Source organism: Bradyrhizobium roseum (genome assembly GCF_030413175.1).
Lineage (GTDB): Bacteria > Pseudomonadota > Alphaproteobacteria > Rhizobiales > Xanthobacteraceae > Bradyrhizobium > Bradyrhizobium roseum.
Genome location: NZ_CP129212.1, coordinates 2,280,191 through 2,302,870, shown reverse-complemented (window position 1 = coordinate 2,302,870; position 22,680 = coordinate 2,280,191). Strand labels below are relative to the sequence as shown.

18 protein-coding genes and 1 pseudogene are annotated in these 22,680 nt (G+C 58.8%); 14 read left to right on the top strand and 5 right to left on the bottom strand.

Annotated features, from left to right (window positions below; all coding sequences use genetic code 11):
• Positions 1–2 precede the first annotated feature (2 nt).
• The 8 genes from QUH67_RS10855 to QUH67_RS10820 all read left to right on the top strand — a co-directional run bounded on the left by QUH67_RS10855 (position 3) and on the right by QUH67_RS10820 (position 8,915).
• Entirely contained in the window at positions 3–539 is a 537-nt protein-coding gene (locus QUH67_RS10855; RefSeq protein WP_300946673.1) for a serine O-acetyltransferase, read from the top strand.
• Positions 526–1,515 carry a glycosyltransferase family 2 protein gene (locus tag QUH67_RS10850; RefSeq protein WP_300946672.1) on the top strand — a complete coding sequence of 330 codons (990 nt, stop codon included), beginning with the start codon at positions 526–528 and terminating at the stop codon, positions 1,513–1,515. Before QUH67_RS10855 ends, QUH67_RS10850 begins: the two co-directional genes overlap by 14 nt.
• 134 nt (positions 1,516–1,649) lie before the next feature.
• Positions 1,650–2,861, top strand: coding sequence for a glycosyltransferase family 4 protein (locus tag QUH67_RS10845; RefSeq protein WP_300946671.1), 1,212 nt, complete (start codon positions 1,650–1,652; stop codon positions 2,859–2,861).
• A gap of 35 nt (positions 2,862–2,896) precedes the next feature.
• Positions 2,897–3,874, top strand: coding sequence for a hypothetical protein (locus QUH67_RS10840; RefSeq protein ID WP_300946670.1), 978 nt, complete (start codon positions 2,897–2,899; stop codon positions 3,872–3,874).
• 64 nt (positions 3,875–3,938) lie between these two features.
• Positions 3,939–5,426, top strand: coding sequence for a hypothetical protein (locus QUH67_RS10835; protein ID WP_300946669.1), 1,488 nt, complete (start codon positions 3,939–3,941; stop codon positions 5,424–5,426).
• A gap of 44 nt (positions 5,427–5,470) precedes the next feature.
• Positions 5,471–6,850, top strand: a complete 1,380-nt coding sequence (locus QUH67_RS10830; RefSeq protein ID WP_300946668.1) for an oligosaccharide flippase family protein — start codon at positions 5,471–5,473, stop codon at positions 6,848–6,850.
• Between the two features lie 6 nt (positions 6,851–6,856).
• Complete coding sequence (locus QUH67_RS10825; RefSeq protein ID WP_300946667.1) at positions 6,857–8,044, top strand: glycosyltransferase family 4 protein; 1,188 nt, start codon at positions 6,857–6,859, stop codon at positions 8,042–8,044.
• Positions 8,045–8,309: 265 nt separating this feature from the next.
• Entirely contained in the window at positions 8,310–8,915 is a 606-nt protein-coding gene (locus QUH67_RS10820) for an FkbM family methyltransferase (protein WP_300946666.1), read from the top strand.
• Positions 8,916–9,028: 113 nt separating this feature from the next.
• Here the strand turns inward: QUH67_RS10820 and QUH67_RS10815 are convergent, their stop codons facing one another.
• The 3 genes from QUH67_RS10815 to QUH67_RS10805 all read right to left on the bottom strand — a co-directional run bounded on the left by QUH67_RS10815 (position 9,029) and on the right by QUH67_RS10805 (position 13,474).
• Positions 9,029–11,710, bottom strand: coding sequence for a hypothetical protein (locus QUH67_RS10815; RefSeq protein WP_300946665.1), 2,682 nt, complete (start codon positions 11,708–11,710; stop codon positions 9,029–9,031).
• A 101-nt stretch (positions 11,711–11,811) separates the two neighbouring features.
• The gene (gene gspG, locus QUH67_RS10810) at positions 11,812–12,309 is read right to left on the bottom strand and encodes a type II secretion system major pseudopilin GspG (RefSeq protein WP_300946664.1); all 498 of its coding nucleotides are present in this window, start codon (positions 12,307–12,309) and stop codon (positions 11,812–11,814) included.
• A 502-nt stretch (positions 12,310–12,811) separates the two neighbouring features.
• Complete coding sequence (locus tag QUH67_RS10805; RefSeq protein ID WP_300946663.1) at positions 12,812–13,474, bottom strand: PEPxxWA-CTERM sorting domain-containing protein; 663 nt, start codon at positions 13,472–13,474, stop codon at positions 12,812–12,814.
• Between the two features lie 164 nt (positions 13,475–13,638).
• On the opposite strand from QUH67_RS10805, the gene QUH67_RS10800 reads away from it, so the two are divergent.
• From QUH67_RS10800 to QUH67_RS10780, 5 genes are all read left to right on the top strand, one after another.
• Complete coding sequence (locus QUH67_RS10800; RefSeq protein ID WP_300946662.1) at positions 13,639–14,562, top strand: O-methyltransferase; 924 nt, start codon at positions 13,639–13,641, stop codon at positions 14,560–14,562.
• A gap of 111 nt (positions 14,563–14,673) precedes the next feature.
• Positions 14,674–17,766, top strand: coding sequence for an efflux RND transporter permease subunit (locus QUH67_RS10795; RefSeq protein ID WP_300946661.1), 3,093 nt, complete (start codon positions 14,674–14,676; stop codon positions 17,764–17,766).
• 101 nt (positions 17,767–17,867) lie between these two features.
• Positions 17,868–18,536, top strand: a complete 669-nt coding sequence (locus QUH67_RS10790) for a PEPxxWA-CTERM sorting domain-containing protein (RefSeq protein WP_300946660.1) — start codon at positions 17,868–17,870, stop codon at positions 18,534–18,536.
• A 106-nt stretch (positions 18,537–18,642) separates the two neighbouring features.
• A complete protein-coding gene (locus QUH67_RS10785) occupies positions 18,643–19,626 on the top strand; it encodes a glycosyltransferase family 2 protein (protein WP_300946659.1) in 984 nt (327 codons plus the stop codon).
• A 65-nt stretch (positions 19,627–19,691) separates the two neighbouring features.
• Positions 19,692–21,254, top strand: coding sequence for a hypothetical protein (locus QUH67_RS10780; protein WP_300946658.1), 1,563 nt, complete (start codon positions 19,692–19,694; stop codon positions 21,252–21,254).
• A 21-nt stretch (positions 21,255–21,275) separates the two neighbouring features.
• Here QUH67_RS10780 and QUH67_RS10775 read toward each other — a convergent pair whose 3' ends face one another.
• Together QUH67_RS10775 and QUH67_RS10770 are read right to left on the bottom strand one after the other, a co-directional pair.
• Positions 21,276–21,584 (bottom strand): hypothetical protein, encoded by a 309-nt coding sequence (locus QUH67_RS10775; protein ID WP_300946657.1) that lies wholly within the window; start codon positions 21,582–21,584, stop codon positions 21,276–21,278.
• 61 nt (positions 21,585–21,645) lie between these two features.
• Positions 21,646–21,888, bottom strand: a pseudogene (locus tag QUH67_RS10770) (PilZ domain-containing protein); the annotation flags it as partial.
• Positions 21,889–22,083: 195 nt separating this feature from the next.
• Here QUH67_RS10770 and QUH67_RS10765 point away from each other — a divergent pair.
• Entirely contained in the window at positions 22,084–22,500 is a 417-nt protein-coding gene (locus QUH67_RS10765; RefSeq protein WP_300946655.1) for a VanZ family protein, read from the top strand.
• Positions 22,501–22,680 lie beyond the last annotated feature (180 nt).

Here is a 22,680-nt window from a genome sequence, read left to right as displayed (position 1 = left end):
AAATGTTTGAAAATATCCGAGCCGATTTCAACGCCCATGGCCGCGACGCCGGCGCGCAGGGCTTTTGGGCCATGGTGATCTATCGGTTCGGCCGCTGGCGCTACGGCGTGCGCCCGGCCCTGCTGCGGAAGCTGTTGTCGCTGATCTACAAGGTGCTCTACAAGATCATTCAGATCGTCACCGGCATCGAGCTGCCCTGCGAAGCGACCGTGGGCCGCAACTTCGTCATCGATCATTTCGGCGGCATCATCGTCAGCGGCTATGCCCGCTTCGGCGACAATTGCCGGATCCGCAACGGCGTGGTCGTCGGGCTGCGGCGGGTCGAGGAGCCGGCCGCGCCCGTGATCGGAAACAATGTCGACATCGGTGCGGGCGCCAAGGTGCTGGGTCCGATCCGGATCGGCGACAATTCGATCATCGGCGCCAACGCGGTCGTGATCGAGGATGTTCCGGAAAACAGCATCGCGATCGGCGTGCCCGCCATCGTCAAGCCGCGCCGCCAGCCATCGGAAGCAGGTCCCACCCGTGACGCCGGCTGAAACGCCCTCCCCTTACGGCGTGGTGGCGATCGGCCGCAATGAAGGCGAGCGCCTCCAGCAATGCCTGACCTCCGCGCCGGGCGCCGACGCCATCGTGTATGTCGATTCCGGCTCGACCGACGGCTCGGTCGCCTGGGCGAAGAGCCGCGGTGTCGACGTCGTCGAACTGGACCTGAAGAACGGCTTCACCGCCGCGCGGGCACGCAATGCCGGCTTTCGCCGGCTGATGGAACTGCGGCCCGATCTGGCGTACGTGCAATTTGTCGACGGCGATTGCGAACTGATGCGGCACTGGCCCGGGCGTGCCATGGCGTTCCTCGATCGACACCCCGAGGCTTGCGCCACTTTCGGCCGGCGGCGCGAGCGTCATCCCGAGCACTCGATTTACAATCGGATCTGCGATGCGGAATGGAATGTACCGCCCGGGCCAGTACGGTCCTGCGGCGGCGACGTGATGATGCGGGCCGCCGCGCTGCATGGCGTCGGCGGCTACCGCGAGGACTTCATCGCCGGCGAAGAACCGGAACTGTGCGTGCGGCTGCGCGCGGCCGGATGGTCGATCTGGCGGATCGATGAGGAAATGACGCTGCATGACGCCGCGATGACGCGGCTCGGCCAATGGTGGCGCCGCAACGTTCGCAGCGGCTACGCCTTTGCGATGGGGCGCCATGTCCATGGCGCACCGCCGGAACGGCTGTGGGTTTGGGAGAGCCGGCGGGCGCTGATCTGGGGCATTGGAATTCCCCTGCTCGCTTGCGCCGGCACCGTGTTGTTAGGTCCGCCCGGTCTTGCAATATTGCTGATCTATCCGGTGCAGCTGCTGCGCCGTATCCCGCGGCAGCCGGGCGCGGGAAGTGACCGGGTGAAGCTCGCGTTCTTTGAGGTGCTGGCACGGTTTGCCGAGGCCTTCGGGCAGATGAAATTTGCAGTCGATGCACGCACGGGAATGAAAACGAAAATCATCGAGTACAAATGAGAGGTCCGAGCCCGCCAGCACGAGACCATGAAGGGGCGCATCCGCCTGGAAGGCAACTTTTAACATAACGATCGCGGGTTTTGATCTTGCAACGACAGCAAAGTAATCTCCGGCCAGTCCGAATTTTCGCGGCCTTGGGACCAGGCGACATCGTCGGAGCGCATCGCGAAAGCCTGCTCCGGGGGGCCGCAGCGACGACGAGCCTCGCCTTCTCCGAGCAGCTATTCAACTACTGCAAAGCTGTGGCGACCCCCCTGCTCGCCATCTCTTCCCACCCGCGCGCCGACACCGTTCAGGATGGACCGATCCAGGCCGAGAACCGGCAAAAATCGAACCGGCAAAGCCCGCATTCCGGACTCGGCTTCCACCTGCTCCAACTTCGATACGCCCTCTACCTGGCCTACCGCGCGCGGCGCTTTCGCGCCGACGTCGCGTTCATCGATTCCAGCACATCGCACTACTTTGCTCTGTCAATCTTCAGGCTGATCGGCATTCCGGTGGTCGTAAACCTGCACAACGTCCTTTGGCCGCAGGGCTTTCCGCCAACCGGGCTGTCGGGCCGCGTCGTTCGGTGGCTCAACGCACAGTTTTTTCGATGGTTCGCCGCCGGCGCGATCGGCGTGTCTCCGGAGTGCGAAAGGCAGGTTCTTTCCGAAGCGCGTCAGCGAATTCCGTTCTTCCAGTATCGATGCCAGTTCAACCGCGACGGATTCTTCGTTGCACCGGGATACCAAGGTGGACCGTTCCAGGTTGCGTTCGTCGGCCGCGCCGAGGTCAGCAAGGGAGTGCTCGACCTCGTTGAGATATCGGAAATCCTGGCAACCAAATGCTCAACTCCAATCATCTTCCATGTCTGCGGCGAAGGGCCAGCACTCGCTCTGTTGCGCGACATGATCCGCCGGAAAGGGCTGGAAAGCAGAATCATCACGCACGGCCACCTGAAGCGCGAGGAGCTACTGAAATTATATTCGTCCTGTCACGCGGTTATCGTGCCTACGACGGGCGCGTTCCCGGAAGGAATGCCACAGGTCTGCGCAGAGGCCGTCATCACCCGGCTTCCTATCGTTGCCAGCCGGGTCACCAATGCACTGGACGTGCTAGGCCCAGCAATCGCGGAGGCCGAGACGAACAACAGGGATAGCTATGCGGAGCAGCTTGGACGGCTTGCGACCGATTCGTCCCGGTACGAACAACTGCGATCCGCGACCGACGCTCTCTCCGGTCAATTCTTCGACCGATCCTTCAGCTATCCTGCTGCGGTCGACCGAATGCTCTCGAAGCTTTTTCGCGACCGCAGGCATATCAACGATTGGAGCAGTGTGTTCCTGTCTAAGCAATTTCCCTAGATTGAATCGTTTCTCACGAAAAGATAGCAACAAGAATGACAAATACTACAATCGTGACGTGCGTCGAATCCGGACCGCTGGAAGCGGAAGTCTTGATGCTCGCCGAATCTATTCGTGCCTTTGGCGGACCGTATGCCAAAACGGATATCATCGCTGTGAAGCCCCGACGAGGACCGAAGATCGCCTCTCGAACCTTGCAAGAGTTCAAACGCCTTCAGGTCGAGTTTATTGACGGCCGTTTCAATTTGGAACTCGCCTGGTGGAATAACGCCAACAAAAGCTGCGTCATGTCGCAACTCGAAGGTCGCGTGTCCACATCTAATATTACCTGGATGGATGGCGACATGGTGGTGCTGCAGTCGCTCGACGACCTCTGTCCAGCTCAAGGCACCCAGTTCATTGCCCGTGCTGGCGAGGGATACCTTGGGTCAGACGGATCAGACAAGAACGCACCCTACTGGCTGAAGCTATGTGATCTGATCGGAATCGACTTCGGTAGCTTTCCAGAGATCAATTCGTTCCCAGAGGGACGACGTATCCGAGCCTACTGGCAGACCGGGATCTATTCCTATGCCACGGAGACAAGGCTCGGCTCCGTTCACTACGATATAATTAGGAAACTGCTCACAAACAGCATAGGATCGCGAGAGGCGGGGGTTTATCATCAGGATCAAGTTTCCATCTCTCTCGCTGTCCAGAAGCTTGGCCTACGGCATTCTCAGTTCGACCCCAGACTGAACTTCAACATCAACACGCTCTCCAAAGACAACGCAGACATCCTTCCCATGTCAGAAGTGAAGATTCTGCATTACCACCACTCCTTCTACCGTGAAGGACTGCATTGGGCAAAAACGTACCTCGCGAAGCTGCCTAACGATCGCCGAGAGCTGATCGAAAAATACATTCCGCTTACAGCAAACGCTTCTTTGCCGGACCGACTATACAAGAGAATGCTTAGGGTCGCTCGACAGAGACGGGCTGATGATTTCAAGAGACGAGCAATCTTGTATTAAGTCAGACGATAACAGAGAGCGGTGCCCGGAGTCACTTTGGAAGATGGCTTATTGAGGATCTTACTTGCAACTGGATGGACCACAGAGCCTCGCCGCGCTCATCGCGCTGTTGTCTTGGCCAATTATCACGCTTGTCATCGTTGCTCGATCCAAGACTCTTGGTCGCGGATTGATATGGAGCGTGATTTCCGGCCAACTCTTTCTCCCGGCGGGAACTGGAATCAAGCTCTCCATGATTCCCGCGATCGACAAGCCATCGATCGTCGGCTTTAGCGCGCTCGCCGCATGCATCTTTTTTCCGCCCAAGAAGCGGACATCGACACCAACAAGGTTTGGTTTGGTCGAGATTTTCCTCCTAATGTACGTTTTGGGGCCGGTGGTTACGTCCCAATTTAACGGCGACAATATCATCATCGGATATCGATTCTTACCCGGGGTGGGTCTCTACGATGCCCTTTCCGCTGCCCAGGCAGCGCTAGTTTTTCTGATTCCGTTTTTCTTAGGTCGAAAATTTCTAAGATCGGAAGACGACCTGCACGCTATGCTTCAGGCACTCGCTGTGTCAGGCGGGCTTTATTCGCTTCTTCTTCTTTTCGAGATACGGTTCAGCCCACAATTGCATTTCTGGGTTTACGGGTATTACCCGTCGGAATTCGTACAGACATTGAGGGAAGGTGGATTCCGTCCGATGGCCTTCATGGGGCACGGTCTCCTTGCGGCGTTCTTTCTGATGGCGAGTTTGCTATCCGCAGCAGCACTTTGGCGAACGCGCAATCCCGCGACGCCACCCTGGTCGGTAGTGACGATCTACCTCGGGGCCGTGTTGCTTGTCTGCAAGAGTCTCGGCGCGCTCATCTACGCTAGCTTTGGATCCATCTTGATCCTTTTTGCTCGCTCGAGAACATTGATGACGGTGGCCTGCATCCTGGTTGTGATTTCTCTGGGATACCCGATGTTGCGATTTCTTGGCTTGATGCCGACGACTGCGATCGTACAACTCGCTCGTTCTATCGACACAGAGCGCGCAGACTCGCTGCAGTTCAGATTGGACAATGAAGACCAGTTGCTTGCGCGTGCGCTCGAACGACCGATGTTCGGCTGGGGACGGTTTGGACGAAGCCGCATTTACGATCCAGAAACCGGAAAGGATCTCAGCGTTACCGACGGTCGTTGGATCATCGATCTCGGACAGTTCGGATTTGTAGGATTTCTCGCCGAATTTGGCTTGCTCAGTCTGTGCGTTCTCCGTAGCGCGCGGACTTACAAAACGGCAGAACCAAACGTTCAGCTCTACATTGCAACACTCACGCTACTTCTGGCAATCAACGTTGTCGATCTGCTACCTAATGCGGGCCTCCTACCTCTCACTTGGCTGATGGCGGGAGCGCTTCTAGGCTTATCAGAGCGAGGTACCGGCCGTCCAAGTTTTGTACGGAATTCATCAAACGGTTCACGACACCAAACATCAATTCGTCCGCAATTTGGTAACGACCTTGCCGCCGCAGGCGGAATACGTTCGCTACGAGATTCACCGGACATGTCGGAAAAATAAGCCGCGCTACTCATGACGCAAGCCAACCAGACGACGCTGACGAAATGACGCTCCGCGAACGGGTCATTCGCGCCGGCACATGGACCTTAGCGTCCTACGCGGCCGAAATAACAACGAGATTTCTATCCAGTCTGATCATGACGCGACTCCTCGTTCCAGAAGCCTTTGGAACGGTCGCCGCCGCCACGGCGCTGATTGTCGGCCTGCAGCTCGTCAGTGATTTTGGCGTCAGAGCGGTCATCATACGAAGCCCACGGGGAGAGGACGAACATTTCCTTCGTTCCACATGGACGTTTCAAGCCGTTCGTGGCGGGGTACTCTGGATCGTATTGATAGCAATCTGCTCAGTGCTGATCTTTCCAAGCGTACGACAGTTCTTACCACAGGAAAGTGTCTACGCTGGCTCCCAGTTCTCGATCATTACCATCGTTCTGGGTTTCGGGATCGTCCTCAACGGGATTGAATCTGCATCGATATCGCTCAGCGTCCGTCGCCTCAACTTCCGGCCAATCTTTATTCTTGACCTGACCTCGAAGCTGGCGCCGATCCCAGTGATGATTACCTGGGCATACTTCAACCCCAGCGTGTGGGCTATCGTGGGCGGAACTTTACTAGCAGGAGTCCTCAGGGTCATTCTCTCACATTCGATCATACCTGGACCACGAATGCGGCTCTCCTACGAGAGTGATCACGTCAATGAGATTGTCTCTTTCGGCAAATGGATCAATGTTTCATCCTTTGCAACCTTCATTGGAACGCAAAGCGATTTCATCATTTTGGGCATTCTGCTTCCTGGCCCCATGCTAGGACTCTACTACGTGGCAAGAACGTTGAAGGATGCCATCGAGAACCTGCTTGAGCGGCTCAACGGCATGATGGCATTGCCGGTGCTAGGCGAAGTGGCACGGAAAGAGCCTGCGAATGTCTCGGATCGCTACTATCGCTTCCGATTTCCAATCGAAATAACTTCGGCAGCATCAGGCGGGTTTCTCTTTGCTGCGGCAGATCTCATCATCCACTTCCTGTACGACTCGCGCTATCACGATGCGAGCCAGATGCTGCGCGCTTTGAGCATAAGCTTGGTCCTCTATCCATTTCTGCTCATAAGAGGAGCGTTTGCTGCGATCGGCGAAGCGCATGTAGTGGCCTGGATTTCCGTGTTGCAGGCAGCTTCACTGGTTGTTTGTATGATGATTGGATACTGGCTGACTGGACCTATTGGCGCGATATTCGGAGGAGTTGCTAGCAAGGCCATTCCGTCGATTGCCATTCTAGTCCTCGGCTACCAAAAGCGATGGATCATCGCCTATAAAGAATTGAGGTGGCTCCCTGCGCTAATCTTGGGACTTGCGGCAGGCAAAATCGCCACGTACCTTATTGGCCCTTATACGCTGCCTGATCTGCGACAACTGCTGTTGTTCTGAAAGCCAATGAAAATCGCCCTTTTTGTTCCCTCACGGCCTCAAGGTGGCGCTGCCAACGGCATCATTACTTACGCATCTCAAATCGCGCCCGCCTTACGGCAACTTGGTCACGAGGTGTACGTTCTCACGCACCAAATAAGCGGCCCGACAGATGATCGCTACACCGTTAATCTATCGGAGTTCAGTCCAGGACTATTCTGGCAGATCCGATCGAAACTTCGCAGCCATGCTCAAAACGATCTGACCGAGTACAGATTGATAGCGGCGCTCCAGAAGCTCAAGAGCGATGTTGGCATCGATGTTCTGGAGATAGAAGAGTCGTTTGGCTGGAGTGCAGCTCTTTCATCCGCGCGCATTGTTCCTGTTGTCGTGCGGCTGCACGGCCCGTGGTTTTTGACGGGCACTTTTGACGCGAAGTCGCACGCCAGTTTTGACAGCCGAGTCCAGCGTGAAGGTTTGGGCATTTCTCAAGCGTCCGTCGTCACCTCTCCCTCGATGGCCGGGTTAGATGGCGTCCGACGCCACTATGGAATGGCACTCAACGACGCGAGAGTGATACCAAATCCCGTGGGATCACTCCCTGACGGATCAGAATGGTGTCTTTCGGCTTGCGACAAGGACCGCATCCTATTCGTCGGGCGTTTCGATCTTTTAAAAGGGGCAGATTTGGTACTCAAAGCGTTTCAAAGACTGGCGAGGAAGCACCCAAGGCTCCGTCTGACATTTGTCGGCCCGGAAAGGAAGATCGCAGATGGAGAAGTCTCTCATTCCTTCGAACAGTTTGTAGAAAAGTATCTCCCGGAAAGCCGCTCAAGGATAGACTACCTCGGCTTGGTCAATTCAGAAGAATTGATCCGTCTAAGAAAGCAACATCTGTTCACGATTGTGGCGTCTCGATTCGAAATGTTCTCTTATGCTGTCGCAGAAGCAATGATTTTGGGATGCCCAATCATCGCGTCATCAACGGGTGGGATTCCTGAATTGATCTCAGACAACGTGACCGGCCTCCTGTTCAAATCAGAGGACGTTGCCTCACTCGCAGAAGGCTGCGAACGGCTGTTGACGCAACACGAACTGCTTTCTCGACTTGGCTCGGCAGCCAAAGATTCTAGCGTCAAGCGCTTAGATCCAATGCTGAACGCAGGAAAGATCGAGCTGGCGTATCAAGCCGCGATTGCAAAAGGATTTCCATAGAAGGACCTATGGAATAGGATTGATAATGAGCCAAACAAATCAATACTCTCGTCCAGCTGAGCTTTTAGCAGTTGCGCTTAAGCGGCGCCTACAAGCAATTTCATAAGTGACCAGACCACCGGCCGGATGAAACGTGAAATTAATTAGATACCTTATACCTGCGGAAACCCGTTCAGCGATCGGCCGGGCGGTTAGAAACGCGAGACGGCGCGCAGTCAGTTCGATTGGCGCAAGTTTCATTGATGATGTGAGATCTCGCCTCGGAATGGATGCTCAGGTCATCTTTGACGTCGGGGCACACATCGGCATTACCGCACTCGAATTTTTCGACCAGTTTCCGCGATCAACAATCTATGCATTTGAGCCGAGCTCTTCGAATTTTGAGAAGATGAAAGCCAATCTTGTCGGCGCTTCTCGCGTAAAGATGTTGCACCTTGGCTTAGGCGAGAAGCCTGGAAAACTAAGTTTGGCGATGGATCCGGTGCATCCATCGATGGCTAGAATATCATCGAACCAGTTGCTGCCTTATCACGAAGAAGTCCAGATAGACACAGTCGACGGCTTCTGCACGAACAACTCCCTAGATGCCATCGATATTATGAAGATCGATACCGAGGGATATGAAATTTCAGTCCTTGCAGGAGCCGTAAGAATGTTGTCGTCGCATTCGATCGGGATAGTCAAGGCAGAGGTTGCACTCGATCCAGACAGCAGTTACCACACGGCACTGGACGCGCTATCCGATCATCTGCACCGTCACGGATACCGGCTTTTCGGATTCTACGACCAATCGGAAGACCCGCTTTCGCGCGGCCCGCGCATTCGGCGCTTCGATGTGGCTTTTATCTCACCGTCTCTGTTTGCATCCTAAGAAATAATGCGGTGCAGGGAACCACTGCGTCAGCAATGGTGCAGTATCGAGAGACATCACGTGCTCCTCACTACAGATCGACGTGGGAGAGCCTAACGGTGTTGCAGGCAGACTCAAATTAAGGCTTTGTTTCGTGAGGCTTGCTGTTGCCACGACAGGTCGAGGTCGCTCCACTCACTGTTCCCGAGTCCATAGGAACTTGGAAAGCAGTGCCCCCAGCGCAATCCGCTCTGCACATATTCCGCGGGCATACCTGAACCTCCCCCGAACTGGTTCAGGCAGGACAGCATTGCCGTCGCCCAAGCCTGACTGCGTTTCACCGCCAGCAAGAACATCTGCTGCGGCGCAAAGGCGATGAACTGAGCGATCGGAAGCTTTTGCGTCGTCCTATTTGAAAGCACAATAGACGATCCTGAGATCGAGATAACCGTTGTGTCTGGCGGAATGCCATATCCAACCACAAAGCAGCCTGGCTGGAGTGCCGCAGCATAGGCCGCTTTCACTTCCGAAATGATATTGCTGCTGCCGTCTATTGCCCCACTCGCGTACGGTAAAGTACCAGTTACTTGGCCCCCAGCGCTGATGGGCTGAATATCGCGATCCCATCCGCCTTCGTACATGATGACGGACTTCCCGATGGTCTTCATCTTTGAAACATACGACGGCAATAGTGCCAAACGATATCGGTCTACCGTTTCGTTCCCGCCTAACGCGGGACTGACGATTCCGTTCACATACGTTGCACAGATTGCCTCCTGCGCAGCCGAATTACCTTTGGCCGCAACCCACTTGGCAGTTAGATCCGACAGGTTTGCAGAATCGAACGCGGTGGACGGCAGAAAATACCCTGCGAATGCGAAATAGTCGTGGTGGGCCATTGGAGAGATCGTCGGGCCCCAGACGTTGAGTGCATCTTTAAGACAATGGCTTGAACCGTCGATTCGTATCTGATTTAGTCCAGAGACGCCGAGCGTCCCTTGCCCTGCAAGGACAAACCGTAGCCTGGGATTGTTGTAGGCCGACTTCTTTATATCCTCGACATTGATCATCGAGCGGAATGCCGACATGCTCGCGTAGTCCGCTTGTCCCGAGGTCGGCCAACGCAGGTAGCCGCGATAGGCCAGATAGTAGGTCTGCGAGAACCCCGATCCCCCGGAATTCCAGGTCTCATTGCTGTATTCGATCAGTAATTGTGCCGGAGAAGCCAATCCCGGGTAACCATTGGCGCCATTCAACACCGTATTGACAGCCTGAATTCCCCAGCTCGACTGCACCGAGTAATCCGGATCCATCGAGCAGAGGCCGAGATGCGGGATGTTCATCCACATGCCGACCGGGCGGGCCGGCTTCATCGCGTTCACCTCGTTGACGAGCGCCGTGCAGATCTCCAGCGGCACGCCGCCTGCGTGACCGTTATTGGCGCCCAAATCGTTGAATATCCACGCGCCATAAATCAGGTTTCCCGCGCCGTCGCTCTGTGCAGCGATGGTCTTGTCGAACAGGAACGTCTTGTAATCGCCCTTGGCCAAATAGGCATTGCCGAAGTTCGATGCGAATGCCGTCGGGATCGGGAACGTCACGGGATAGGCACCCCGGCCGCCGACGTTCAACGTGATAAACTGGTTTGCCTTGGCCGATCCCGAAAACGATCCGAAGGTCGTCGTATCGACGCCGATCAAATAGTTGTCTGCATCGATCACAGTGACTGTGCAGGGCAGAAGATGCAGCTTCGGCATGACTCCGGCGGCGAATTGATGGACGACCACGTCGCCGTTGGCGAAGCCGTGGGCGGGCGCCGTGACACGACCAGGTTTGGAGTTGCTTACTGATGTAATGTTCTTGGACCCGGATCGAACCATCCCGGACCCGATGCGACAGGTGACAATCTCGCCTTGCAACGGCGCCGAAGGCGTGCCGGCAACGGCCGCAAGCGCGTATTGGTTGGTTCCGGTCGTCTCGCCATATGGCGGCGATGCCACCCAGTTGCTGGCGCCTCCGTAGACTGCATAATCCGGACGGGTGCGGCTTTCAAATCTGGTCAGCTTGCTGTTGTTGCCGCCAACCCAGTCCATGAAACGTATGGCGCTGGGACACAGGTCGACGAGGGAGCGCTTGTAGGGCGTGCGGAAGATCTTGCCGGACAACAGATCGGCTTCGTCCTCAAGGCGATAAAACTGCAAATTCGAAAGCCGCGCTCCCGTTTTGCCCGGGTCGGTCGACAGAACCATTAATGGAAACAGCTGCGCGGGACCGGTGAAACTCAGCACAACATAGCTATCGGCACCTGACGTCGTTCTCCAGCGATCCGACGATACTGGCGTCGCGTTCTTGCTCTTGCCGGCGTCGTAGGTCCAGGAGCCGGATTGCAGCATCAATCGGACCTCGCCGTTGCCCTTCCAGCGAAGCACGTAGAACTGGCCGCTTCCAGGCTGTCCGTATTGAAAGGAGGCCGGAATCCGAACCCCACCACCAAACGGCCTGTTGTCGGCAACCGTGAGGCTGACGTTGGGATAGCCATTGGGTCCGACAGATTGGGTCCAGGGGGTGCCGGTGCTCCACGCGGTGCCAAAAGGACCGAACTGTTCGGCGAGCAGGAAATGATCGATGAAGCGATATTCGTTGCCGCCCCCAGAAACGAACCCGATGTTGATAACTGATCGGAGCGACGGAGTGGTCGAAGCAACACTCGGCGCCGCCAGCGGCACCGGGCCGGCCATCGCGGCAGCCGGCAGCATCGATGTCAGGGACGCGACGCTGACGCCTTGCAGAAATGTTCTACGGTCCATTGTCGCCATCAGTCAGGTCCAATCATCGGTTGGGTTTGAATTCGAACACGATTGATCACGCGACCGCCGTCATTTTACCGCGGGCCGCGTCATCGGCGCTAGTCCGTCACTTATCGGGAACCATTTAATTCGGCTGTCATCTGCCCGGGAATGCCGGGGCCCGCGCTCGCCGATCTGGCCTTGCCGGTGGGGCCGAGCGAATAGACCTCGTACTGGCCCTCGGCGATGGCGTACTGGTACGGCCGGCCCCAGGGATCGAGCAGGTTCTTCGCCTTCTTCAGGTAAGGGCCGTTCCAGCGCGGCGCCTCCGGCGACGCCTCGACCAGCGCCTTCAGGCCCGCGCTCGCGCTCGGGTAGTTGCCGTTCTCCATGTAATAGAGTTCCAGCGCGGTGCCGATATTCTCGATCTGGAGTTGCACCGACTGGGTCTTGGCCTTGCCGAAATAACCCATCAGCTGCGGCGTCGCGATCGCGGTCAGCACCGCCAGGATGCCCATCACGACCAGCAGTTCGAGCAGCGTATAGCCGGCGTCCTTTCGCCTGCGATGGCGCGCCATCCGGCCGCTGCCGCCTTGCTTCGCCTGTCCACTTTCGATCGCCTTAACCATTGTGATGCCCCCCGCGTTGGTTTCGCTTGCGGATTGTTGCGCATGACCCTCGGGGATCACGGTCACCAAAAGGTTTCACGCCATGGCACACATCGGACGAGCGTCAAATTGAGGTAAACCGGCGGCGGCGAATTGCGTTCATTCCATCAAGCCATCGGCGACGTTTGACAGCCTCCGGAGGCCGCCGCTCCGTCCCGTCCTCGGGCGCCAACCCTTTGCCGGAGCACGCATTTTCGAAGGCGCCGGCGTTCCGGACAACGCCAACGACGCACGCTCCGGCCATCGACTTTGCAGGCGCCATCCGCACTATCCACGCCGTATTCGCCGCGCCCACACTACCAGCAACGGCAGCGAGCATTGCGCTGCATCGGCAAGGCATGCGAGCGCAGCTCTGCCCGCACAGTCCGGCCGATCGGAGCGTCGTGCCTGCACGCTGAACACCCCGCGCCAAAAAAATAGGCCGCCTTGCGGCGGCCTATGCGACATTGGAGGGAGCGAGCGATCAAGCCAAACGGAAAGCCGTCGGCGCCGACCTGCGGCGATAGGCCACGAAGCCGATGCCGGCGAAGCCCAGGATCATCATCGCCCAGGTTGCAGGCTCGGGAACGGCCGCGACGTTGATGTTGTCGACCACGAAATCCGCACCCGTGGTGCCGAGCGGGGTGTAGTTGAGGCTGAACGCGTACGGCCCCGCGCTGGCAACGAATTCGGCGGAGTAGTGCACCCAGCCCGTACCAAGGGTCTTGGCGGTGAAGATCGGCGAGAGGTTGCCGTCGGTCGACGATTGAAGCAGGGCGTCGAACGGGTTGTTCTGTCCATTCTTCGGTGAGTAGATATCGAAGCTCACATAGTAGCTCGTGCCGGCGAGCAGGCTGATCGACTGCGAAATCGACTGGACGCTCGTGTCCGACACGAAGTAGGCACCGTAATTGCCGCCGCCGGGGGCCGGCGGAATCGGCTCGCCGAAGGCGCCCGTCGGATAGCCAGTGGGCTGATTGTAGCCAATCACAACCTGATTGTACGGTGTGGGGGCGCCGGTGTTGACCGTCCAGCCGGAGAAGTTCCCCGTTTCGAAACCGCCGTTGGTGATGATCGCGGCGCTTGCGGCGCTGGATGACAAAATGACTGCGGATACGACGATCCCCAAAACCTTCTTCAACATCATAGAATCCCCTGTGCGTGCCGCTTAATCTGATATTTACCGAGATATCGCCACATCCGCCGAAAGGTCAACAAATAATTGCCACGGAACCAACTTAAATCACTGCCCGTTGCCGTGCAGACACTGAAATCCCTTGAAAAACCGGCGTAAAGCCGTTCAGCCGTCGGTTGCGCATCGAAGTTGCAAAGCCTGCAACAAGGCTCGCACGCGCCGTTCGATCCCGGGTGATTCGCGCAGAAGCCGTGCACCGGGCCGAATCAAACCATCATTTAATTCGAATATCGAAGCCGCCGCGCGCGCCATATATTGCTCGATTTAAACGATCCGCCGTAAAGGCGCCGGCCGGGTGGGCAAATCCGCCGATTCGTGCAATGCCGTCCGCAACGGGGCCTGATCGAATGCAAAACCTTCGCAAGAACATACGGACACTGATCGGGATCGCCGATCACAAATCCCGCGACCATCGCAAATTCTATCCATGGGGCTTTGCGATGAACGGGCAGACCTCACGGCTCGAAGCGGTGCGGCAGATGATTTTCGCCGCGGAAATCGCCCGCATCATCGAGACCGGAACATACCGCGGCACGACCACCGAATGGTTCGCCCAGTTCGGACTGCCGGTGGAAACCGTCGAGACCGATGAACGCGTCTTTGCGTTCTCCAAGGCGAGATTGTCCAGGTTCCCCAACGTCGCGATTCACCTGGGTTCCTCAGTCCCCTTCCTAAGAAGTCGACTCGCGGACGCCAACATCAACGATCGCGTGCTGTTCTATCTGGACGCGCATTGGGAAAACAGTCTGCCGTTGCGCGAGGAGTTGCAGATCATCTTCACCCATCACCCCAATTCGGTGATCGTGATCGACGACTTCCAGGTTCGCGACGATAACGGCTATCATTATGATGATTACGGGCCAGACCGGGCCCTGACGCTGGATTACGTCGAAAGATCGAACTTGCCCGCCTACCACGCCTTCTATCCCGCGACGCCATCAGAGCAGGAAACCGGGGCAAGGTCGGGATGGATCGTCCTGACGCCGGACCCCGCCATCGCGGAGCGGCTGCGGACGATACCCCTGCTGCGGACCATCTGAACGACACCTATCCGGCCGCCTCTGCTCCGATCCGCCGCAGGTGCCCGGCTTTAGGCGCATTCCTCCAGCCGGTGTAATCTCCCCCTGGACTGACGCACCAGGGAAGCAGCCGTGGCCTCGATCTCCGAGCCCTTCATCCGCCGGCCGGTCGGCACCACGCTGCTGGCGGTCGGGCTGTTCCTGGTCGGCATCGTCGCCTATGCGTTCCTGCCGGTGTCGGCGGTGCCCAATGTCGATTTTCCGATGATCCGGGTGTTCGCCAACCGCCCGGGCGCGGATCCCGCCGTGATGGCGGCAACGGTTGCCGCGCCGCTGGAGCGGCGGCTCGGACAGATCGCCGGCATCGAGCAGATCACCTCAACCAGTTCGCTCGGCTCGACCAGCATTCACCTGCAGTTCGCGATCGGGCGCAACATCGACCGCGCGGCGCGTGACGTGCAGGCCGCGATCAACGCCTCGCTGGTCGACCTGCCGACCGACCTGCCGTCGCTGCCGCGCTTCCGCAAGGCCAACCCCTCGTCGACACCGATGTTCGTGCTGGCGCTGACCTCCAAGACGCTGACGACCAGCGCGATGTATGACGCCGCCGATACCGTGATCGCCCAGCGCATCTCGCAGGTGCCGGGTGTCGGCGAGGTCACCGTCTCCGGCGCCGACCAGCCGGCGGTGCGGATCGCGCTCAACCCGGTCGCGCTGTCGAACGCCGGGATCGCCACCGACGACGTGCGGCTCGCCATCGTCAGCGCCAATCCGCTGGGGCCGGTCGGCATCTTCAACAGCGGCCGCCAGAGCGAGACGATCTCGACCAACAAGCAGATGCGCAGCGCGGCCGAATTCCGCGACATCATCATCAAGAGCTCGAGCGGCAATTTCGTCCGCCTCGCCGATGTCGCCGAGGTCGAGGATTCCGTCCGCAACAGCCGTTCGATCGCCTGGTTCAACAAGCAGCCCGCGGTGCTGATCCAGATCACCAAGCAGGGCGACGCCAACGTGATCGACACCGTCGATCGCGTGAAAGCCCTGCTGCCTCAGCTCAGCCGCTGGCTGCCGGCCGGGCTCGAGATTTCGACGCTGGTCGACCGCACCAACACCATCCGGGCCAGCGTGCTCGACATGCAGTATACGCTGCTGGCGACCGCCTTCCTGGTCATGCTGGTGGTGTTCTTGTTCCTGCGGCGGCTGACGCCGACCATCGCGGCCGGCGTCTCGGTGCCGCTGGCGCTGGCCGGCACCTGTGCCGGGATGTGGCTGGCCGGCTTCTCGATCGACAATCTGTCGCTGATGGCGCTGGCGATCTCGGTTGGCTTCGTGGTCGACGACGCCATCGTCATGATCGAGAACATGCACCGCAAACTCGAACAGGGCATGGCGCCCTACCCGGCCGCGCTGGAGGGCGCCAGGCAGATCGGCTTCACGGTGCTGTCGATCAGCCTGTCCCTGATCGCGGCGTTCACGCCGCTGATCTTCATGGACGGCATCGTCGGGCGCCTGCTGCGCGAGTTCTCGCTGACGCTGACCTTCGCCATCCTGGTGTCGACGGTGGTCTCGCTCACCGTTACGCCGATGATCTGCGCGCACTACATCAAGCAAGCCACCTCGGACCGCGCGACCTGGTTGGACCGCGTGGTCGAGGGCACGCTGTCGCGCATCGTCGACCTCTACGCCTGGACGCTGCGCGGCGTGCTGGGCTTTCCGTACCTGACGCTGCTGGTGTTCTTTGCCACCATCGCGCTGACGGTGACGCTCTACATCAATATCCCGAAAGGCTATTTCCCGATCGACGACAGCGGCCTCATCGTCGGCGCCTCGCAAAGTTCGTCCGACACCTCGTTCCAGTCCATGATCAGGTTTCAGCAGCAGCTCGCGGACGTCGTCGAAGCGGACGACGCGGTCGCGGGGGTCGGATCGATCCTCGGCACCATGACGGCGAATCGCGGGTTGTTCTTCATCAGCCTCAAGCCGCCCGCGGCGCGCGCGGGGCTGAGCACCCAGCTCGTCATCGACCGCCTGCGCAAGAAGCTGGAAACCATGCCGGGCGTACGGCTCTATATGTTTGCGGCGCAGGACGTTCGGGCCGGCGGACGTCAAAGCAGCTCGGACTATCAGTACACGGTTTCCAGCGTCGACATCGACCTGCTCAGGAAGTGGGCCCCCATCGTCGCCAAGCGCATGGAGACGGTCGAGGGCATTACCGACATTTCCACCGACCGCGATGCCGCCGGGCTGCAGCTTGCGCTGACGATCGACCGCACTGCCGCCGCCACGCTCGGCGTCCGCGTCAAGGACATCGATGACGCCCTGAACAACGCCTTCGCGCAGCGGCAGATCTCGATCGTCTACACCCAGCGCAACCAGTACATGGTGGTGCTGGAGATCGACCCCAAGTTCCAGGCCGATCCCTCCAACCTGGAACGCATCTTTGTCGCCGGCGCCAACGATACGCAGGTGCCGCTCTCCGCCGTCGCGCGCTACGACCGCGGCCTGGCATCGCTGGCGATCAACCACACCCAGTCGATCCCATCGGTAACGGTGTCGTTCAACCTCGTTCCCGATGTCCCCCTGGAACGCGCAATCTCGCGCATCCAGCGCGCGGTCGAGGAACTGCACATGCCGGAAGGCATCCGCGGCAGTTTTGACGGCAATGCCGGCGATTTCAACAAGACCAGCGGACGGCAGCCGCTGCTGATCCTGGGCGCGCTGGTGGCGATGTATATCGTGCTCGGGGTACTCTATGAGAGTCTCGCGCACCCGATCACGATCATCTCAACCCTGCCGTCGGCCGGGCTCGGCGCCCTGCTGGCACTGCAGGTGACCAGTACGCCGCTGACCGTGATCGCGTTTGTCGGCATCATCCTGTTGATCGGCATCGTCAAGAAGAACGGCATCATGATGGTCGATTTCGCGCTTGATGCCGAGCGCCATCGCGGCCTGTCGTCGGCGGACGCGATCTTCGAGGCCTGCCGCGCCCGCTTCCGCCCGATCTTGATGACGACCATGGCGGCGCTGTTTGCCGGCATTCCGCTCGTCCTCGCCACCGGCCCGGGAACTGAACTGCGCCGGCCGCTCGGCATCACCATCATCGGCGGGCTGTTTGTGTCACAGATCCTGACGCTTTATACGACACCGGTGATTTATCTGCTGATCGACCGGATGCGCCGGATGCAAAAAAACCCATCCCCCATCAACCTGAGATCGGTTAATTAACCACATTTCTTCGTTGACGAGCGAATATCCATTGCTTTAATTGGCGTTTAACTTATTCGGTCAGCGGCGTCTTCAGCGTTGTTGCGTCAGGAGTGGCGTTCATGGTCGGCCAGTACGGAATGCTAAGACGGATCGGCTTCGCCGTGGCCGCGGTGATCGCCCTCATGGGACCGGCCAAGGCTTCCATCGTCACAGCGGTTGGCGGCACCACGGGGTCTCTGCCCTCGGACGGCTCCGCATCCCAGAACGAAGTCATCGGAAGCGTGTTCGGCTACTTCGGCGCTCAACTGTTCGCCAATGGCCCGGTGAAGGTCGAATACGCCTATCGTGGCGCCGAGGCCGGCGATACCAACACGTTCTTCGTTCTCGGCAACCTCACGTTCACGACCGGGATTGGTGGAAGTGAATACGATGATAAGGCCAGCGAAACCATTGCATTGGCAGGCCTGCTCAATTTCGCGTTCGGTGCCAATCAAAACTCTCCGTCGGTGACCAACGGCTCCAATCCATCAGCGCCGACCGGCAGCGTGCCGAATTTCTTCATTTCGTTCTACGACAAGGACAACAAACTGGGTGCGCTGAGCGGCACTTCCGGCATCATCGCTTTCGACGATGGCGGCAGGCAAGCGGACGGCGACTACGACGATCTCGTGGTGAATTTCACTGTCACCGCTGTTCCGGAACCCACGACCTGGGCGATGATGCTGCTGGGCTTTGCTGGAATCGGTTTGCTGGCGTATCGTCGAAAGTCGAAGCCCGCCTTTTGCTAGGCTTACGCTCCAAACCAATCGTAGCTGATAGGCCGCCTCGAGGCGGCCTTTCCTTTTCTGCTCGGCAATAATAAAGCTTGCCGTCAAAGCAACCCGGTCTGCCCGCGTGAAATTGCTCGTCGTCATCGTCAACTATCGCGTCACCCAGCTGGCGATCGACTGCCTGCATTCAGTCGCGAACGAGATCGCGAGCGTCCCCGGCATGCATGTCGCGATCTGCGAAAACGGGTCCGGCGATGGCTCCGCCGAACGGATTCAACGCGCCATCGACGACAATGGCTGGGCAGGCTGGTGCACGCTGACGGCGCTCCACGTAAATCTGGGATTCACCGGCGGCAACAATGCGGTCCTGCGGCCCGCCCTGCAATCGGCGGACAAGCCCGACTATTTCCTGCTGCTCAATTCCGATACGATCGTGCGGCCGAACGCATTCAAGGCGCTGGTCGACTTCATGGACAACAATCCAGAAGTCGGCATCGGCGGCAGTCGCCTCGAGGATCCCGACGGAACGCCGCAGCGATCCGCGTTCCGCTTTCAGTCACCGCTGAGCGAGTTCGAGGGCAGCCTGAAACTCGGATTGGTCAGCAAGCTGCTCAGTCGCTGGGTGGTGGCTCCCCCCGTCGTCGATCATGCTTTCGAGACCGATTGGGTTGCCGGCGCCAGCATGATCATCCGGCGCGAAGCGATGGAAGCGACGGGATTGCTCGACGAGGGCTTTTTCACCTATTTCGACGACATCGATTACTGCCTCAATGCCAAGAAGCGGGGTTGGCCGAGCTGGTACATTCCGGCGAGCCGCGTGGTCCACCTCGTCGGCCAATCGACCGGCGTGAACAGCAAGCCCAAGCGCTTGCCGCCCTACCTGCTGGAAGCGCGCAGGCGTCACTTTCTGAAGAACCATGGCGCGCTCTACGCCGCCATGGTCGACATGGCCAGAATCGCAGGCCTGTCGCTGTGGAGGTTACGGATTCTACTGACCGGAAAGGACGACACCACACCGCCACAGCACCTTTCCGATTCAATCCGGCACAGCGTATTTCTCAAGGGTTTCAAGGTGACCGACGTCAAGAATCCGGCCTTGACCTCATGATTTGCAAACCCCGCTTCAGGGTTATTCATAGCCCCCGACGAAGGATTTGATCGAAGCCTGGGACCGTGTGCCCGAAAGACAGGTCGAGTAATCCGGATATGGCCACCGATTCAGCCAATCAATCCCCGCTCTCCGCATCCGGTCCGTCGACCCATCCCTTTCGCTTCCTGCGAATCGATCCCGGCGCAACCTCCTGGGAAATCGAGGCCGCTCTGACGCTGGCACGACAAAGGGGTTTAGCGCCGGAGACAACCCTGGCGGAAGCCCATGCCAGTCTTCTCGACCCGGTGCGCCGCCTGCCTTGCGAGCTCGCCTATCCCTTCGGCAGCACGCCGGAGCACGTCGATCTGTTTTACGCCGAACTTCCTGCTAGCGCCTCCGACGAAGAGATATCGCAGACGTCAGAGCAGTTCGCGCCGCTTCCGATGGCCAATTTCATTGCGCGCTACGCGGCGCGACGCGGCGCCTCCGGCGAATTACTGCTTGCCTTGATTGACGCGCACACCTGCATCGACGCCGCGGAAATCCAACAGTCTCTGCAGTTGCTCCGGCGTCGGGCCAGTTGGCCCCCGCTCCCCGTGGCAAGCGTAGAGCAGGGCTTGGACGATCTGCTTCACGCCCATTGCGTTGCCGTCATCGACGCCTACGATCCGGTCGAAAGCGCTGCGGAACCGCTGGCGGGGGCGACCCGCGCGATTCTCGCAACCCGCGATCCACCGCTCATTCGAACGCTTGGCGTCCTGCTGGCAGCCTACCGGCGCGCCGTCGAAGAGATGCGCTCCAGGGCCGAACAGCAGGTCGACCAGGCCTGCCAAACGATGGACCAGCGACCGACCGATGCGACCTCGATCGAGGGGTTGGCGGCCGCGCTGCAGCGATGGGCTTCGCTTTGCCAGCCAATGTTGCTGCTCGACGCGCATCAGGGCTCTAGTCCGCCGGAGATGAACGTCGTCCCTGATCGCGTATTTGGCCTGCTTGGCGCATTGATCAACCAGCGCCAGTATCTCGCGGTTCAACAGGTTCTGGATCCCGCACTCGACGCTTTTCAGTCGATTCCGGACACATCCGCGCGGCTCACCAAGATCGGAGAAATCGTTCGCAAAATACAGCGCGACGCTTCAACCGAAGTCGATCCGAACCCGCATCTGACGGCGTCCGCAGGAAGCCGCGGTTTTCGCCATTTGAAAAAGGCCACAGCGGCGGCTGCGGCGCTGCTCGCTGTGCTCGGGCTTCTGGGCGCATATTGGACTTTCGGTCCCAAAGCGGCATCCTTCGTCGCCTCGGCATCGAATCCGCCGCAAGCAAACGCGGAGCCCGAACTGCTTCCCCCGGCAGGCAATGGCCAACGCTTTACGCGCGAATATGTTCGCTACTGTCATTTTCAGGAAGAACGACTGCGTGTGGTCAAGCAGCGGGTCCGGGCGCCCGAAGATGTCAGGGCCTATAACGCGCTCGCCACCGATTACAATTCGCGCTGCGCCAATTTCTTCTATCAGGACGAAGACCTTCGGCTCGTCAAGGAAGAAGTCATCGCCAAACGAAAACTTCTCGAAGCCGACGCCGAGCGTATCCTTTCGACCTGGCCGTGGCGCAAGGACGCCGCCGCGGCGCCGCCAACATCCAAATAGGCCATTCTCGGATTCGCCGCGTTACGGAATGCAGATCCGAACGGCTCTTTGCCGCCAGCCCCTGCCGGTCCACACCCGGCGCAAAGCATAGCAGGCAGCATCGCCGGGATAGACCCATGGACCGTACTGCGCATACTCTCCGTAGCCGAACGGATGGTCGTAACCATCGTCGAATGGATGACCGTACAGACGTGCATAGCCATATCCGCCCGGATAGCCAATCCCGCGAAATCCCGGGTCGATGACAGGCGTGCTGCCGGCGGCCACGATATCCGGAACGATCGTGAAACTCAGGGAGAGCGCCAACAGGACTGAATACGCCTTACGCATATTCCGGTGTCCTCGCACTGCCCTGCGGAGCGGAATCTCGAGACGGCGTGGAGGCCATGTGGTCGACAAACTGAGCACCGAATTCGCATCCGATGCGCCAGGCCAGTCGGCACAGCCGGGGACGGCCTGTCGAAAGGATCAGCGTAAACTCCGCGGGCACGTCGAGATTCTCGACGATCACCCGGACACCGCCCTCGGAGATATCCGTGATCGTGCAATCGCGCGGCAGCGAGCCGGCGCCCAACTGAATCTTTGCCGCTCCGTGACAGGAGCGACGTTCGCTCTTTCGCCGTTCCGTAAACACTGGGCCACCCGTATCGTCAATTCATCTTCGGGCAATTCTAGTGAAAATCCGTTGGACTCCGACTAAGCGACCGACCCGCAATCGATCGTTTCCCTTAGCGCAAAGTTTACTGCGGCCCGTGGGCGGGAAATGCCTTGGCCTTGCCCGGACGAGGTAAGGTTGAGAATTCTGTGCCTGGAAAGAAGTTCCGGACCAATGCAAAACCTCAAAGTGAAGAGACGCCCCAACCGCATCGCCGTCGTAGCGGCGTGGGTCGCGGTCATCGCGATCGCCTATGCCACGCTGACGCATGTCGGGTTTGTCTATGCAATCTACTTCAAGCTCGCCCCATATCTGATGCGGCCGGCAATGCAGACCTATGCCCATTTCGAGCACATCATCGCGTTTGCTTTCCTTGGTGCCCTGTTCGGCATTGCTTATCCGAAACGCCCGATTCTCGTTTGCATCATCGTCCTGGGTGCTGCCGCCATGCTGGAGATCATGCAGACCATGACGCCCGATCGTCACGGCACCTGGATCGATGCGCTGGAGAAAATGGCGGGTGGCGCAGCCGGCATCGCCATTGCGAAGGCGGTCCAGTGGTTACGGTCGGCAAAGGACAAGCCATCCTGAAAATAACGCGCCGGATTTAATCTGGCCGGGCGCGGAGCAAAATCGCCGTTCGCGCGGCGGACCTGCCCAGGACGATCCCAAATAATATCGCGTGCAAAGAACGGTTATTCCCAACCGCAGATTGACTAAACCGGAAATAATGACTCTATTGAGAATTCAACCAAATTGATTCTGGGGATG

Coding starts and splice junctions, on each gene's coding strand:
- QUH67_RS10855 (WP_300946673.1), top strand. CDS start 3: ATGTTTGAAAATATCCGAGCCGATTTCAACGCCCATGGCCGCGACGCC.
- QUH67_RS10840 (WP_300946670.1), top strand. CDS start 2,897: ATGACAAATACTACAATCGTGACGTGCGTCGAATCCGGACCGCTGGAA.
- QUH67_RS10830 (WP_300946668.1), top strand. CDS start 5,471: ATGACGCTCCGCGAACGGGTCATTCGCGCCGGCACATGGACCTTAGCG.
- QUH67_RS10825 (WP_300946667.1), top strand. CDS start 6,857: ATGAAAATCGCCCTTTTTGTTCCCTCACGGCCTCAAGGTGGCGCTGCC.
- QUH67_RS10820 (WP_300946666.1), top strand. CDS start 8,310: ATGGATGCTCAGGTCATCTTTGACGTCGGGGCACACATCGGCATTACC.
- QUH67_RS10815 (WP_300946665.1), bottom strand. CDS start 11,710: ATGGCGACAATGGACCGTAGAACATTTCTGCAAGGCGTCAGCGTCGCG.
- gspG (WP_300946664.1), bottom strand. CDS start 12,309: ATGGTTAAGGCGATCGAAAGTGGACAGGCGAAGCAAGGCGGCAGCGGC.
- QUH67_RS10805 (WP_300946663.1), bottom strand. CDS start 13,474: ATGATGTTGAAGAAGGTTTTGGGGATCGTCGTATCCGCAGTCATTTTG.
- QUH67_RS10790 (WP_300946660.1), top strand. CDS start 17,868: ATGGTCGGCCAGTACGGAATGCTAAGACGGATCGGCTTCGCCGTGGCC.
- QUH67_RS10775 (WP_300946657.1), bottom strand. CDS start 21,584: ATGCGTAAGGCGTATTCAGTCCTGTTGGCGCTCTCCCTGAGTTTCACG.
- QUH67_RS10765 (WP_300946655.1), top strand. CDS start 22,084: ATGCAAAACCTCAAAGTGAAGAGACGCCCCAACCGCATCGCCGTCGTA.